14 protein-coding genes are annotated in these 15,229 nt (G+C 63.5%); 13 read left to right on the forward strand and 1 reads right to left on the reverse strand.

The annotated features are described in order from the left end of the window. Positions 1 to 10: 10 nt before the first annotated feature. The 6 genes from HMPREF1155_RS02845 (at position 11) to purB (ending at position 5,890) form a co-directional block, all read left to right on the forward strand. Positions 11 to 1,354, forward strand: a complete 1,344-nt coding sequence (locus HMPREF1155_RS02845) for a hemolysin family protein (RefSeq protein WP_009077476.1) — start codon at positions 11 to 13, stop codon at positions 1,352 to 1,354. A 38-nt stretch (positions 1,355 to 1,392) separates the two neighbouring features. Beyond that, positions 1,393 to 2,157, forward strand: coding sequence for a PspC domain-containing protein (locus tag HMPREF1155_RS02850; protein WP_009077410.1), 765 nt, complete (start codon positions 1,393 to 1,395; stop codon positions 2,155 to 2,157). A 161-nt stretch (positions 2,158 to 2,318) separates the two neighbouring features. Continuing rightward, positions 2,319 to 3,059 carry a hypothetical protein gene (locus tag HMPREF1155_RS02855; protein WP_009077094.1) on the forward strand — a complete coding sequence of 247 codons (741 nt, stop codon included), beginning with the start codon at positions 2,319 to 2,321 and terminating at the stop codon, positions 3,057 to 3,059. A gap of 46 nt (positions 3,060 to 3,105) precedes the next feature. Continuing rightward, positions 3,106 to 3,765, forward strand: coding sequence for a TrkA family potassium uptake protein (locus HMPREF1155_RS02860; RefSeq protein WP_006362407.1), 660 nt, complete (start codon positions 3,106 to 3,108; stop codon positions 3,763 to 3,765). A gap of 8 nt (positions 3,766 to 3,773) precedes the next feature. Further along, entirely contained in the window at positions 3,774 to 4,454 is a 681-nt protein-coding gene (locus HMPREF1155_RS02865; RefSeq protein WP_006362406.1) for a TrkA family potassium uptake protein, read from the forward strand. 92 nt (positions 4,455 to 4,546) lie between these two features. Further along, a complete protein-coding gene (gene purB, locus HMPREF1155_RS02870) occupies positions 4,547 to 5,890 on the forward strand; it encodes an adenylosuccinate lyase (RefSeq protein WP_009077455.1) in 1,344 nt (447 codons plus the stop codon). 162 nt (positions 5,891 to 6,052) lie between these two features. Here purB and HMPREF1155_RS02875 read toward each other — a convergent pair whose 3' ends face one another. Next, the gene (locus HMPREF1155_RS02875; protein WP_009077187.1) at positions 6,053 to 7,414 is read right to left on the reverse strand and encodes a hypothetical protein; all 1,362 of its coding nucleotides are present in this window, start codon (positions 7,412 to 7,414) and stop codon (positions 6,053 to 6,055) included. A 128-nt stretch (positions 7,415 to 7,542) separates the two neighbouring features. On the opposite strand from HMPREF1155_RS02875, the gene HMPREF1155_RS02880 reads away from it, so the two are divergent. The 7 genes from HMPREF1155_RS02880 to HMPREF1155_RS02910 all read left to right on the forward strand — a co-directional run bounded on the left by HMPREF1155_RS02880 (position 7,543) and on the right by HMPREF1155_RS02910 (position 15,177). After that, complete coding sequence (locus HMPREF1155_RS02880; protein WP_006362401.1) at positions 7,543 to 8,262, forward strand: response regulator transcription factor; 720 nt, start codon at positions 7,543 to 7,545, stop codon at positions 8,260 to 8,262. A 33-nt stretch (positions 8,263 to 8,295) separates the two neighbouring features. Then, positions 8,296 to 9,882, forward strand: coding sequence for a HAMP domain-containing sensor histidine kinase (locus tag HMPREF1155_RS02885; protein ID WP_009077101.1), 1,587 nt, complete (start codon positions 8,296 to 8,298; stop codon positions 9,880 to 9,882). Next, positions 9,879 to 10,751 (forward strand): phosphoribosylaminoimidazolesuccinocarboxamide synthase, encoded by an 873-nt coding sequence (locus HMPREF1155_RS02890; protein WP_009077348.1) that lies wholly within the window; start codon positions 9,879 to 9,881, stop codon positions 10,749 to 10,751. The genes HMPREF1155_RS02885 and HMPREF1155_RS02890 overlap by 4 nt, the downstream gene beginning before the upstream one ends. A 120-nt stretch (positions 10,752 to 10,871) precedes the next feature. After that, entirely contained in the window at positions 10,872 to 11,453 is a 582-nt protein-coding gene (locus HMPREF1155_RS02895; RefSeq protein ID WP_009077099.1) for a hypothetical protein, read from the forward strand. A 128-nt stretch (positions 11,454 to 11,581) separates the two neighbouring features. Continuing rightward, entirely contained in the window at positions 11,582 to 12,967 is a 1,386-nt protein-coding gene (locus tag HMPREF1155_RS02900) for a hypothetical protein (protein ID WP_009077495.1), read from the forward strand. Between the two features lie 7 nt (positions 12,968 to 12,974). After that, complete coding sequence (locus tag HMPREF1155_RS02905) at positions 12,975 to 13,877, forward strand: sulfite exporter TauE/SafE family protein (protein WP_009077261.1); 903 nt, start codon at positions 12,975 to 12,977, stop codon at positions 13,875 to 13,877. 10 nt (positions 13,878 to 13,887) lie between these two features. Then, entirely contained in the window at positions 13,888 to 15,177 is a 1,290-nt protein-coding gene (locus tag HMPREF1155_RS02910; RefSeq protein WP_009077462.1) for a histidine kinase, read from the forward strand. Positions 15,178 to 15,229 lie beyond the last annotated feature (52 nt).

Below are 15,229 nucleotides of genomic sequence, written 5' to 3' on the forward strand. Positions count from 1 at the left end.
CGCAACTTCCATGGACGTAGGCATATCCATCCTAGTCACGTTCGTCCTCATCGTCGTCAACGGGTTCTTCTCGGGCTCGGAGATGGCGCTCGTCAGCGCCAAGCGCGTCGTTTTGCAGAAAGAAGCCGAGGAAGGCTCCCGACGCGCGCAGAAGGCGCTTACGCTCTCCGAGGATCCCGATCGGTTCCTCGCGGCCATCCAGGTCGCCATCACGCTCGTCGGATTCTTCGCCTCCGCGACGGCGGCGACGAACCTATCAGCCCCGCTCTCCTCATGGCTCTCCTCGTTCGGCATCGACTGGCTTACGGCGGCTTCCCAGGTGGCGGCTCCTATCCTGATCACGCTCATCGTCTCCTATGCGAGCATCGTCTTCGGCGAACTGGTGCCCAAGCGCCTCGCTCTCGCCGATGCGGAGAAGATGGCAGGCGCCGTGGCCGGCCCCCTGACGGCGTTTTCGACCATCGCCTCGCCTCTCGTGCGTCTGACGGCGGCTTCGTCCGATGTGGTCGCGCGCGCGATGGGCATCAAGAGCGCTGCGGATCGCCAGGACGTCTCCGAGGAGGAAATCCGCTACATCGTGGCCGACAACGACGAGCTCGATGACGAAGAGAAGCGCATGATCCACGAGGTGCTCGACCTCGGCGACACGACGGCGGAGGAGGCCATGACTCCGCGCGTCGACATGGTGGTCATCGAGGCGGCGGACACGGTCCTGCATGCCATCGAGCTCATGCGGAAAACCGGGTATTCCCGCCTGCCGGTGTTTTCAGGAGACCACGACAACGTCGTCGGCATGGTGCGCTACAAGGATCTCATCGGTCCGCTGCTCGAGGATCGCGAGAACGATCCCGTGTCCTCCTGTTTAGCCCCCATCAGCTACGTTCCCGAGAGCAAGGACCTCATGCCCCTGCTCAACGAGATGCAAACGAATCGTCAACAGATGGTCATGGTCGTAGACGAATACGGCGGCACCGCTGGTTTAATTACCATCGAAGACATCGTGGAGGAAATCGTCGGCGACATCATCGACGAGACCGACCTCGAGAACCGCCATATCATACAGACGGCTCCGAACGAATGGCTCGCCGACGGAGCGTTCACCTGCGATGATGCCGCCGATCTCGGTTGGCCTGTCGAGGTGAGCGATGCGTATGAGACCATTGCCGGCTGGCTGATGGACACGTTCGACCGCGTTCCTCAGGTCGGCAACGAGCTCGTGTTCGAGGGCTATGTCTTCAGAGTCCAGCAGATGCGTCGCCGTCGTATCGCGAAAGTGCTGGTCAGGCGTCTTGAAGAATCGGCGTCTGAACCTGAGGCGGGAGACGGGGCGACGCGCGAGGCGCACGAGGCGTGAGCACGCCTCCGGGCAGGGTCGAAAGGAGGCGGGCCGCCATGGAGAGGTCGATCGGGGATTTCAATATCAGGCGGTCCCGCGACGACGTCGCCATAGCCGGCATCTGCGCAGGCCTTGCCGATTATTTCGACGTCGATGCCCTCGTCGTGCGCATCCTTGCGCTCCTTGCGCTCCTTGCGAGCTTCGGCGCCGCGGCATTCGCCTATCTGGTTCTATGGGCCGTCATCCCCATGCGGGAGGACGGCGATCCCATCACGGTGCGTGCGGAAGGCGCGCCCGACCCGAGCATGTCCCCGATACTGACGCGCAAAGCCTGCTTGGTGATCTGGTCGACCGCCTTCGTCGCCTGCATCGGCTTCGCCGGCGCGCTCGATATCGTTCTCGTCGATTCTCACTGGTGGCAGTTCTGGCCCATCATCCCGTTCTCATTCGGCATCATGATGATGGTGTTTCCCGTCCGTCGCCGGTTCCACGCCGATCTCATGGCATGCGGCATCGCGTTCGTCGGCATCGGGCTGCTGCTGCTCTTCTGCTCCATCGATCTGCTGTCGTGGACGACCGTTCCCGAGGCTGCCGGCGATCTCTGGCCGCTCCTTGCCGTGTCCGTCGGCTGCTCCGTCTACGGGCATGCGCGGAGAAGCAATCTGATGATCTTCGCGAGCGGGCTTTTCGTTCTTGTCGCAGCGATTCTTGCCGCGACGGTCTTCGGCATCCCGGGCGACGTGGACGCGCTGGCGTTCCGGGTTCTTCCCGGGTCCGAGTACGAGATTACGGCAGCGCCCCTGATGGAGGCCAAGGGTTAGCGGCGCGGCGTCTCGTCCGGTGCATCCGCCTTCGTCGCCCTCCATGCCATTCTTACTAAAAATACATATCTGACCTTGTGATTTGTTATTGACAGCCCTTCTACGCTAGAATGTCGCGGTTACCTATTCACAGCCTTTCGAATCGATGCGAAGGAGGGGGCTTGGCAGCAACGCCGACACATACGGGCGCTCGTTCGAACGCGAAGCTCTTCTTCTTTTTCGTGAAGGCCGCGGCCGTCACCGTCGTCGCCGTGATCGTCGCGTCGGGCGTCTGGCAGCCTGCGTCGGCGTCGCTCAAAGTCGATCTTTCCACCATCGGCATCGGCGACCGCCAGAGCACCGCGTCCGATATTTCGGGCTCGAATCCGTCGAGCCGCCTGTCGGGCACGACGGACGCGTCGTCTGCCCGCAAGGGCGCTTCCGCCGTCCGCAGCATCTCGGTGAAGGATCCCGATCCCGTCGTCGTCCTCGCCGCCATCGATGAATCCAACGCCCATACCGTCGCAGCTGCCGAAGAGGTCGGCACGATGGACCCGCTGCCCACGGCGCCCCATGTCCTTCCCGATGTTGCGGACGGCTGGTCGACCGGCAGCGCATCCGCGTACAGCATCGTCGACAACGACGATGGCGAAGGCAATTTCAACACCACCGCCACCGCATCCGGTCGCAAGCTCGATGACGGCGGCATCACCGTCGCCGTGCCCGAGTCCCAGTCCTGGCGTCTCGGCCAGGCGGTCGCCGTCATGTGCGGGGACAAGGTGGTCGTCGCGACGGTCACCGACACCGGCGGCTTCGCCCCATACGGGCGCGACCTGGACCTCGCGCCCGGAACATGGAAGGCGCTCGGGGCACGGAGCGTCGGCGACTGGGGCGTTCGCACCGTCTACTACAAATTCCTGTAAGATGCGCTTTCAAGGCGCATCTTCCATGTAGAGGGAAAGAGGTCCAATGGCCAACGTCATCGTCGTGGGATGCGGGCGCGTCGGCTCGTCGCTCGCAACGATGCTGTCGTCGAACGGGCGCAACGTGTGCGTCATCGACACGAAGGCCGATGCGTTCTCCGCGCTCGGACGCAACTTCAACGGAGCCACGCTTCAGGGCCTCGGCTTCGACGAGGGCGTGCTCGTGCGCGCCGGCATCGAGGATTGCGATGTCGTTGCGGCCGTGACCAGCAACGACAACACGAATCTTATGGTGGTCGAGGTCGCTCGCCGCATCTTCGGCGTCGAACATGCCATCGCCCGCCTGTACAACACGAACAGGGAACGCGCCTACGGGCAGCTCGGCATCGATTACGTCTGCGGCACGTCGCTCATCGCCGAGGAGGTCTTCTCGAAGATCATGTCGGGCCATGGTTCCCACCTCGATACGTTCGGCCAGTACGAGATCCTGCGTTTCTCTCTCAATCTGGAATGGGCCGAGCAGAGGGCCATTCGCGTCAGCGAGCTCGAAAAGAGCCACGGCGTGCGCATCGTATGCTTCGAACGCTCCGACGGCAGCGCGAATTCGATCCCTTCGCCGACGAGCGTGCTCTACCATGGCGATACGATCATCGCTTGTGTGCGCCATGACCTGCTTAAACGATTCCAACGTTTTATTCGGGAATAGGGGGCGGCGTGTATATCGTCATCATGGGCGGAGGCAAGGTCGGCGAATACCTCGCCAGCGTCCTTCTCGGGCAGGGCCATCAGGTCGCCGTCATCGAGCAGGACCGCCGCACCGCCGACCGCCTGAGCATGAATCTCACCGGCGACTATCTGATCATCTGCGGGGACGGCTGCGATTCCGACTATCTGGAAGACGCCGGCGTGCGCAAGGCGGACGTGCTTGCGGCCGTGACCGGCCATGACGATGCGAACCTCGTGTCGTGCGAGCTTGCGACCCAGATCTTCAAGGTGCCGCGCTGCATCGCCCGCGTCAACAACCCCAAGAATCGCCGCGTGTTCCGCGAGGTGGGCATCGAAAGCGTCTCGTCCACGATGCTCATCGCGAACATGATCGAGGAAGAGGCCATGATGGGCTCCGTCGGCGTCGTATCCGCGCTCTCCCGCGGCGACGTCGTGCTGATCGAGGCGGCCATCCCGAGGAACCCGCGTCGCTTCGACCCGAAGCGCGGCCTGCTCGCCGCGCGCATCAAGATGCCTCGCGGCAGCGCCCTGGTCGCCATCGACCGCAAGGAATACAGCAATGCCGAGATCGTCACGTCCGAAACCGTGCTTCGCCCGGGGGACAAGGCGGTCATCCTCGCGGAACGCGACTCCATCGAGGCCGCTCGTGCGCTGTTCGCCAGCCTCTGATCGGGCCGGCATGCGTCTCGCGTCAACCCTCGCGCCCGCCTGGCGGGCCTGACCCAAGGAACGGCCGCCGTGCGGCCAGGAAGGAAACCGATATGATTCCTCGCTATACCAGGCCGGCAATGGGAAGCGTCTGGGAGCCCGAGAACAAGTTCGCCGTCTGGAAGGAAATCGAGATCCTGGCATGCGAGGCCCAGGCCGAGCTCGGGCAGTGCGGCATCACGAAGGACGAGGCGGCATGGATCCGTGCGCACGCCGATTTCCGCGTCGATCGCATCGACGAGATCGAAGCCGTCACCAACCATGACGTCATCGCGTTTCTGACCTGCATGGGAGAATACATCGATGCCGATATGCCCGAGGGCGCCGAGAAGCCGAGCCGCTGGGTCCATTACGGCATGACGTCGTCCGACCTGGGCGACACCGCGCTTTCGTACCAGATCACGCAGGCGCTCGACATCATCATCGAAGATGCGCGCAAGCTCGGCCGCATGGCGAAGGACCGCGCGTTCGAGCTTGCGGACGCACTCTGCGTCGGACGCACGCACGGCATCCATGCCGAGCCGATGACCTTCGGCATGAAGTTCGGCAGCTGGGCCTGGGCGCTCAAACGCTCGCTTACCCGGCTCGAGCAGGCGCGTGAAGTCGCCGCGACCGGCGCTATCTCGGGCGCCGTGGGCACCTATTCGAGCATCGATCCTTTCGTGGAGGCCTACGTGTGCGAGCATATGGGCCTCGTTCCCGACCCGCTCTCCACGCAGGTCCTCGCCCGCGACCGCCATGCGCAGGTCGCATCCACGCTCGCCGTGGTCGCATCCACGCTCGAAAGCATCGCGATGCAGGTGCGCCTTATGCAGCAGACCGACGTGATCGAAGCGGAAGAACCGTTCAGGCCCGGTCAGAAGGGGTCTTCGGCCATGCCTCATAAACGTAACCCCATCACGGTCGAACGCGTCTGCGGGCTTTCGCGCATCGTGAAGGCGAACGCGCAGGTGAGCTTCGACGACGTGGCGCTGTGGTATGAACGCGACATCTCGCACTCGGGCGCCGAGCGCGTCGCCCTGGCCGACAGCTTCATCGCGCTCGACTATATGTTCGCGAAGATGCAGTTCATTCTCGAGGGCCTGCAGGTCTATCCGGAGAAGATGAAGCTCAACCTCGATCGCACGCGCGGGCTCATCTTCTCGTCGAAGGTGCTGCTGGCGCTCGTCGATACGGGCATCACGCGCGAGGCGGCCTATGCGATCGTCCAGCGCAACGCGATGGCGGTCTGGGGCGATATCCAGAACGCCGTCGTCGGCCCGACGTATCGCGAACGTCTCGAGGCCGATCCCGAGGCGAACCTTGCGTCCGAGAAGCTGGACGAGATCTTCGATCCCTGGGCGTTCCTCGCGCACAAGGACGTCGTCTTCAAGAAGCTCGAGTCGCTCACGTTTTAGACGTCGGCATCGCGTCCGACGCGGCGTGCGTCCGTTGCAAGCGGCCATGCGGCCGTTCTACGCTTCGATTGCAGGAAAGGCCCCGATCCCGGGGCCTTTCCGTCGCTTGAGACCGATAAAGGGCCTGGATGGACGGTGGATGCATCGAAAGGAGCGGCCTTCCTATGCCTGCAGGGGCCGCCAGGTGCGCAGCAGGGTGTATTCGTCGGTATCCGAACGGCTTACGTGCGCATAGGTCGCGACGATCCCGCGCGTACCCGTGGAGGCGAGGTAGTCGCCGAAGTCGTCGCTGCGGTCGGGGCAATCGAGCGCGAATACCAGGCGATTGACCGGATCGACGCCCGAGACGGATTTGGTCGATTTCACGATGAGCCATTGACCGGCCCATGCCGGCGGCGCGGACGGATTGCGGCTGAAGCGGAACCACTCATCGCCTGGCTGAGGCGTCCCCGACTTGACCGGCGCATAGGTGCCGAGGTTCGCGATGCCGCTCTTCACGTTGTAGATGGCGTCGAAGGAAAAGGCGAAGCGGCCGTTCGCGTAGCCCGCCTCGAGCGGAGACATGGACGCGGGCAGGACGAGCGCATCGCGCTGGTCCATAGACGTTCCATCGACGAGCGTGATCTGGTAGGCGACCGCCGATCCCTTCGTGCGCGGCGTGATCACCGCGCCTTCGTCGCAGGAATACGGGGGCGTGGCCATGCGCCCGTTCGACCGGTAGGCGATATCGGTCCCCTTCGTGCCGTACGTCGATGACTTGAGCAGCGATTCGGCGCCTTTCGTGCCGGCCGACGGCAGCACCTGCCAGAACGCGCGCGCCTCGGAGACGGCGAGCGTGGGGATCTCGTAGTCGGTCGTGCCGTGGTCGGCAAGCATCGGATCGCCGATGGATTCGCCCGAATGGGTCGCGTGGTAGACGCGCCATTCTCCGGTGAAGGCGTTTGCCTCGGTCCAGACGATGCCTCGGGAGCTGCAACGCACGTCGTAGATGTCGTAGCCGTTTTCCGAGGAGATGGGCCCGTCGAGCACCGTCGCGAGGTTTCCGCTGTCAAGGTCGAGGATGCCCGCCTTCGTGATGGGCGCGGAACCCGAGGTCGGGATGAGGCAGCTTGCATAGGAGTCATTGCAGGCCCACACGAGCGTGTGGTAGGGAAGCTTGAATTCGGATACGAGGCGCATGCAATCGGATGCGTCGGCTTCCGTGCAGTCGGATAGGGTGAAGACGCTGTCGGGGGCGACGGAGAGGGCGGAGGAATCTTCCGCGGCCTCTTCTTTCTGAGAGGTGAGATGTGCGATGCCCGACGAGGCGAGCGCGATGCCCGCGATGCCGGCCGCGCCGGCGATGAGCTGCCGCCGCGAAACGGCGATGGACGGGCGTGTCGCCGCGTGCGGGCGAGGCCGGGCATGACGATGCGCCCCGGCGGTTCTCGACGAGGATCGCGTCCGTCGCAAGTCGGAACGCATGCGTCGCGCGGTCGCGTTCGAGCGCGTGCGCGGTCGTGGATGTCTGGATTGCTGAGACATGGCCGCTCATTATGTCATTTTTCCAAAAGCGCTGCAGATGGATGGGTCAAAAATCGCTACAATAACGTCAAACCGTATCTTGAGGCCTTGCGCCTTGACGTACCGTACGACCTGAGGAGCACCGGATCATGAACACCACCGATACGCGTCGAATTCTACTTGTTGAGGATGAAAAGGCCATTCGCGATGCCGTGGCCGCCTATCTCGAGCGCGAGAACTATTGGGTCACCGCCGTCGGCGACGGTCAGGACGCCCTCGATGAATTCGGCAAGCATCACTTCGATCTGGTCGTGCTCGACCTCATGCTTCCCCGCGTCCCGGGCGAGCGCGTCTGCCGCGTCATCCGCGACAATTCCGACGTGCCCATCATCATGCTGACCGCCAAAGGCGAGGTCGAAGACCGCATCATCGGTCTCGAGCTGGGCGCCGACGACTATCTGGTCAAGCCGTTCTCGCCGCGCGAGCTGGTCGCCCGCGTCCGGGCGCTGCTTCGCCGCGTCCATGCGGACAGCGAGCCTCAGCGCGAGGTTCTCGAGTTCGGCGAGCTCACGATCGACGTCTCGGGCCACAAGGTCCTCGTCAACGACAAGGAAGTCGACCTCACGGCCAGCGAGTTCAAGCTCCTGACCACCCTTTCCCGCTATCCTGGCCGCGTGTATTCGCGCATGGAGCTGGTCGAGAAGGTCCTGGGCTACGACTTCGAAGGCTATGAGCGCACGATCGACAGCCACGTGAAGAACCTTCGCGCCAAGATCGGCGACAATCCGCGCAATCCGAAGTGGCTGCACACGGTTCACGGCGTCGGATACCGTTTCGAGGATCCGACCAAGCAGCCTTCGCAGCAGTAATCCCGGCTGCGCCGGCTCCTTCGTCAATCCATCGTGGTCGATCGCATCAATACCCGCATACGCGGCCCGATCGCGGCCATCAAGGCATGGGTCTTCGGGCATTCGTACACCGCGCGCGTCACGGTGACGTTCGCGCTGATCGCCGGGCTGACGGCCATCGTCGCGATGGGCGTGCTCTCATTCGTGTGGGAGCAGCATTTCCAGAACTATACGCACGAGAACATCCAGGCATTGGCCGACCGCACCGCGTCGGCCATCGCCGACAAATACGAGAAGTCGAACGGGCATGCGCTCGATATCGTGAACACGACGGGGAAGGGCACCTATCCCCCGCTCACGATGTCCGACGTTTCGCCCGCTTCCGCCGCTCATACGCTCAATCAGACGATGGGCATCCAGGTCGTCGGCATCAACAATACGATCGTGTACGATTCCACGGTCGTGATGACGGGCAGCGACGCATTGGCGCCGAACAAGACCCAGTCCTTGGCGCCCGGCTCGGATGCGACGATGGCCCACGCCGACATCATGGTCAACGGCACCGCCATAGGTCGCGTCAACATGTGGGTATACGGCTCCGACGTGCTTCTATCCAAAACGGACCAGGAATTCCGCAACCGAAGCTACCAGGCAATGGCCTTCGCCGCGGTGCTGTCCATCGTGCTCGCTTCGCTTCTCGGCTTCCTTTTCGCGCGCAGCTTGGTGCACCCGATCAGCCGCATGACGGAAACCGCGGCCGCCATCAAGGAAGGCGATCTTTCCGCGCGCACCAATCTCGAGGGCGATGACGAGATCGCCGAACTCGGCAAGACGTTCGATGCCATGGCGGCGAGCGTGGAGAAGGATCGCGAGCTCGAACGCCGCCTGACCACCGATGTCGCCCATGAGCTGCGCACGCCGCTCATGGCGATCCAATCCACCGTCGAGGCGATCGTCGACGGCGTGTTCGAGCCCGACGCCGAACGCCTCGGCACGATCGATGCCGAGGTCCAACGCCTCTCGCGCATGGTCGATGCCTTGCTGAAGCTTTCCCGTCTGGAGAACCGTACGACGCCCCTGAACGAAGAGGTCGTCAATGTCGGCGAGATGATCCGCCTGCTGGCGATGTCGCACGAGGCCTATATCAACGAAGCTGGGCTGCAGCTGGTCTATGAAGCCGAAGACGACGTGGTCGTCTATGCCGATCGCGACCTCATCCGCCAGGCGACCGCGAACCTCATCTCCAATGCCGTGCGCTACACGCCTGCACCCGGCACCATCACGGTCAGCGTGAAGAAGAGCGACGACGAGGCCATGATCGCCGTGCAGGATACCGGCGTCGGCCTCACGCCCGAGGAGTGCACGATGGTCTTCGGGCGTTTCTGGCGCGCCGACAGCAGCCGCGAGCGCGCCAGCGGCGGGCTCGGCATCGGCCTGTCGGTGGTCAAGGAAATCGTCGATCGCCATCATGGCTGGGTGGACGTTCAGGGCGCGAAGGGCGAGGGCGCGTGCTTCACCCTGCATATCCCGCTCTATGATTACGAACGCATCAAATCGATGCGCGAGAAGGAATCCATCGGGGCCGAGACGCTGAAAGGCGCGTCTCGCTCCTCGGTCGAAAGGGAAGGACTGATCGGATGAATCCCATTACCATGGCGCCGACCGCACAGGGCAAGGTGCGCGACCTATATGACCTGGGAGACAGGCTTCTGCTCGTGGCGACCGACCGCATTTCCGCGTTCGATTACGTCCTGAAAGACGAAATCCCCTACAAAGGCCAGGTCCTCACGCAGTTGAGCTGCTTTTGGTTCGAGCTGTTGGACGGCGTGGTGGAAAACCATCTCGTCTCATCCGACGTCGCCGACCTGCCCGAGGAATTCAAGCCCTGGTCGGAATACCTGCGCGGCCGTTTCATGCTGGTCAAGAAAGCGCAGATGTTCCCGATCGAGTGCATCGTGCGCGGATATCTGACGGGCAGCGGATTCAAGGATTATCTGAAGACCGGCACGGTCTGCGGCATCGAGCTTGCGGGCGGCCTGGAGAATTCCGCCAAGCTCCCGACGACGCTCTACACGCCTTCAACCAAGGCCGAGATCGGCGATCATGACGAGAACATCAGCTACGATCGCACGGTCGGCATCGTCGGCGAAGAGGCGGCCCGGACCCTGCGCGACCTTTCGCTGAAGGTGTACGAGACCGCCGCCGACCATGCCCGCGCACGCGGCATCATCATCGCCGACACGAAGTTCGAGTTCGGTACCGTCGATGGCACAGTCGTCCTGGGCGACGAGGTCCTGACGCCCGACAGTTCGCGCTTCTGGTCCGTCGACGACTACGAGGTCGGGCGCGAGCAGCCGAGCTTCGACAAGCAGTTCGTGCGCAACTGGCTGAACGCCAACTGGGACCGTACGGGCGAGCCTCCGCATCTTCCCCAGGACATCATCGAGAAGACGTCCGAGAAGTACATTCAGGCCTACGAGAAGCTGACGGGCCGCGCGTTCGAGCGGTAGGGCGCCAACGCGTTCAAGAAATAGCGGTTGCATGCGATATCCGCCTTTCGGGGCGGATATCCGCTATTATAGGCAGACGGCTTTCCGCCTTACGAACGCCAAGAGCGAAGGAAAACGATCGTGACGCAGCGCAATCCCATGAACGAGAGGTCCCAGTCCGAGATCAAGGGGCAGACGAAGAAATCCGCCGCCTCTTTGAAGCCCAAGACCAAGGCCGCCTCGAGCGTTCATGTCAAGTCGACGAAGAAGACGCCGAAGCAGAACCGCGAGAACCGCAAGGCCGAGCGTCAGCGCCAGGCCGAGCTCGAGCGTCTCTATTACAATCCTCCTACGAGGGAATACAAGCGCCTGCGCCGTATCTGGATCGCGCTCATCAGCGTCGGCCTGATCGCCACCGCCGTCGGCGGACTCCTGACGGCCAAGTTCGACAACGCGCAGCTTTCCTGGGCGTTCATCATTCCCGCATATGCGTGCATCATCGCTGCCGTCTGGCTCGATCTGGGCAAGATCCGCAAGCTGCGCCGCGCATACCAGGCGGACATGGTCCGCAAGCACGGCAAGAAGCCGGACGCCGCCATCGCGGCTGCCCAGGCTGCCGAGGCGCAAGCCAAGCAGGATAGGAAACCGCTGTTCGCCCGCCGCCGTGCGACGGAAGCCGACAAGCCGGATGCCGCTGCCGACGCGAAGGCGTCCGAGAAGTAACGCGGACGCTTGCCTCGCCGCCATGATGCGAGGGAAGGTCGCGGATGGTCGCGGCGTTTTCCTCGGCAAGAGGATTCCTGCGGCATGCCTGCGGGTTTTCCGCGTGTAGTAGATAAGGAGCCGTGTTCGTGAATCCGCTGGTCGTTATTCCGACATATATATCGGCCCGACGCGTCAAGGAGATGAGCACGGTCATCGCGACGTACGATCGCATGACGCCGCTCACCAAACAGGGAAGCCTTGCGCGCTGCCTCTCCTCGCTGCGCACCGTGCGCTCGCTCGGACGGGTGGCCGTGCTCGTGGTCGCCGAGGGCGCCGTGGAGAACCAGGCGTACGGCAAGGTCGCACATATCCTCGAAGGATTTCCCGAGATCGATATCGTCCTCGTGGGCGCTCCCGAACTCGCCGCGTTGCGCCGCCGCATGGAGCAGCTCGGCATCGATGCCGCCCATGAAGTCGGGCTTTCGGGCTATTCGGCGATCCGCAACCTCGGGTTCGTGCTGGCGCATGCGCTCGGGCACGATGCCGTCGTCTTCATGGACGACAACGAGACCGCCGGCGGCGAGGAATTCCTCGAACGCGCCATGTACGGTCTCGGCAAGCTCACGCGCCGCCGCGTGCCCATTCTCGCGAAGTCGGGCTTCTACCTGAACGAAGAGGGAAGCTATCGCTCGTCGGCCTCCCGTCGCTGGTATAACGCGTTTTGGGATCAAGGCAACGCCTTCGATGCCTGGATCACCCAGGTCATGGCGGGGCCTCGCCTCACGCGGTCGAACCATGTCTGCGGCGGCTGCATGGCCGTTCATAAAGAGGCGTTCAAACGCGTGGCCTTCGACCCGTGGATCCCGCGCGGCGAAGACCTCGACTACATGCTGAGCCTGCGCATGTACGGCAGCGATATGTGGTTCGACAACACATGGAGCCTGACCCGGGAATCGACGCCCTCGAACGAAGAGGGACTGCGGTTCCGCCAGGACATCTATCGCTGGCTCTACGAATACCGCAAGGTGGAATACGCACGCACCCAGATCGACCTCATGCAGATCAAGCCTGCATCGCTCATGCCGTATCCGGGTTCGTTCCTCGAGCCTGGCATCACGAAGCGCGCGAAGCGCACCGCATGGCTGCGATCCATCGCGCGTCCTGATTCGAGCGGATATCGTCGGGCGGCGCGATCGGTTCCGATGGCATCGCGGTATGCCGAAGAGAACTGCATGAAGTACTTCGGATTCCAATACCGATGGCCTGCGCTCATCGCGCGCATGGAAAACGACGCCTACGTGCAGCGCCTGTTCGCCTCCCAATCGGAGACCGCATCGTGGCGGCGTGGCGCCGACGCGGCTGCGTGCGAAGACGATGCGCATCGGGAAGGAAGCGCACGCGATCTCGCGCATCCGCGTTACGACGAGCCGCGCGACGACGGCGAAAGCCTTGAACGTCCGCACCTTTCGTCCACGAGCGTCGATCCGGGGCTGACAAGCGAGATTCGCCTGAACCTTCCGGAAGACGAGTAGGCGCGCCATGCTGTCGTTCGTGGCGGCCGCGATCATCGGGGTTGCGATCGGCATCTTGTCGGGCATGCTCGGCATCGGCGGCGGCACGGTCATGGTGCCGCTGTTCAGATTGGCTTTCGGGCTGGATCCCCTCGCCGCCACGGCGACGTCCCTGTTCTCCATCATCCCGACGTCGCTCGCCGGCCTGTCGAAGCACCTGCGAAACGGGACGTGCATCCCTCGTATCGGTTTGATCTGCGGATGTGCGGGCGCCTGCGCATCGCCTCTCGGCGTGCTCGCGGCCACGCATTCTCCGAACTGGGCCGTCATGGGAGGCACGTCCCTCGTCATCGGGTATTCCTCCATCACCATGCTGCGTCGGGGCATCGCCGCCGTAAGAGCGGAGCGTGCAGCTGCGGCCGCATCTCCATCGAAGGCGATCGGCGCGGAACGCGCGGGTGCGGACGCGACGGCATCGAAAGCGGCTGGCGCATGCGCAGAAGGCGTGAAGGACGCAGAAGGCGCGCGTTCGTCGACGGAGGCCGCGCATGTCGCCATGACGACGCGCACCGTGGCGGCCATGATCGCGATCGGCCTGATCGCAGGCTTCATGGGCGGATACGTCGGCGTCGGAGGCGGCTTCGTCATGGTGCCGCTGTTCATATCCGTGCTCGGCATCTCCATGCGCGAGGCGTCGGGCACGTCGCTCGTCGCCGTGTGCATCCTGGCCGTTCCGGGCGTCATCGAACAGGCGCTCCTCGGCAACGTGCATGTGTCCGTCGGCCTTGCGATCGCCGTCGGGTCCATGCCGGGGTCCATTCTGGGCGCAAGCCTCGTCAAACGCATCCCGGAAAGCGCCCTTCGCCTGCTTTTCGCATCGTTCTTGCTCGTCGTTGCCGTCATACTGGTGTTGAACGAAGTCGTCGGTTAGGGGTTTTCGCATGCCTCAGAAGGATACCTACGAGCGCGTGCTCGACGTCGTGCTGCTTGCGACGCTCCTGCTTTCAGGCGGAACGCTGGTCTATTCGATCTACAGCCCCGCGCAGGTCGGGTCGTTCACGCCCATCGCAGGCGCTTCGTTCACGCTATGCCTGCTCATTCTCGTGTATATGCGCTCGAATCCCGACACTATCCGCGCGCAGCAGTCGGACACCATCCTGCGCATCGCGTCCCAGACGCTCGAGTGCCTGCAGAACGGCGTGACCATAGAATCGGCCCAAAGGATCTGCCGGTTGCTTTTGCCCGCCACCAGCGCGCGCGCCGTCGCCATCACCGATCGCGAGCACATCCTGGGATATTCGGGCGACCAGGAGATTTCCAATCCAGGCGGCAGCCCCATCAGGACCAAGGCGACGCATGCCACGCTCAAGGACGGCAAGACGCGGGTGCTTTCGACGCCCGAGGCCATCGGATTTCCGAGTTCCGTCAAGAACCTTCGCGCCGGCATCATCGTGCCGCTGCGCCGCGGCGAGGCGATCGTCGGCACCCTCAAGCTCTATTTCCGCCGCGCCCGCAACATCAACGAGACGCAGCTCGCGCTGGCCGAAGGCCTCGGAGAGCTTCTGTCCACGCAGATCGCGGCCGTGGAGCTGGATCAGCAGGTGAAGCTTGCGACCGCGATGGAGCTCCGTGCGCTCCAATCGCAGATCAATCCTCACTTCTTGTTCAACACCATCAATACCATCGCCTCGCTTACGCGCACCGATCCCGACCGCGCCCGCGTGCTTCTGCGCGAATTCGCCGTGTTCTATCGCCGCACGCTCGAAGATGCGCAGGACATGATCGAGCTCGACCGCGAGATGGACCAGACCCAGCGCTACTTCGCATTCGAGCTCGCCCGATTCGGAGGGGATCGTCTGAACCTCCAGGTCGAAGTCGAGCCGGGCCTGGAAGACTTCCTGGTGCCCGCATTCCTCATCCAGCCGCTCGTGGAGAACGCCGTGAAGCACGCGATGCCCGATCAAGGGATGCTGCATATCGTCGTGCGGGCGGAAAGCGACGGCGACGACGCGATCATCTCGGTGTCCGACGACGGCGTGGGCATGGAGCCCGAACAGTCGCGCAAGCTCGAGCAGTCGCCGGAAAGCCGGGGCACGGGCATCGCCATGAAGAACATCACGGAGCGCCTGCGCGTCTTTTTCGGGACCGAATCGTACATGGAAGTCTCGTCGCGCATCGGCGAAGGAACGGTCGTCCGCCTTGTGCTCAAAGGCATGCTGAACGACGGATAGCGGCCTTCGAGCGTTGATTGTACGCGCCTATGGGACGCGATTTTCTTCGAAG

The sequence above is a fragment of the Slackia sp. CM382 genome, from assembly GCF_000293015.1.
Lineage (GTDB): Bacteria > Actinomycetota > Coriobacteriia > Coriobacteriales > Eggerthellaceae > Slackia > Slackia exigua.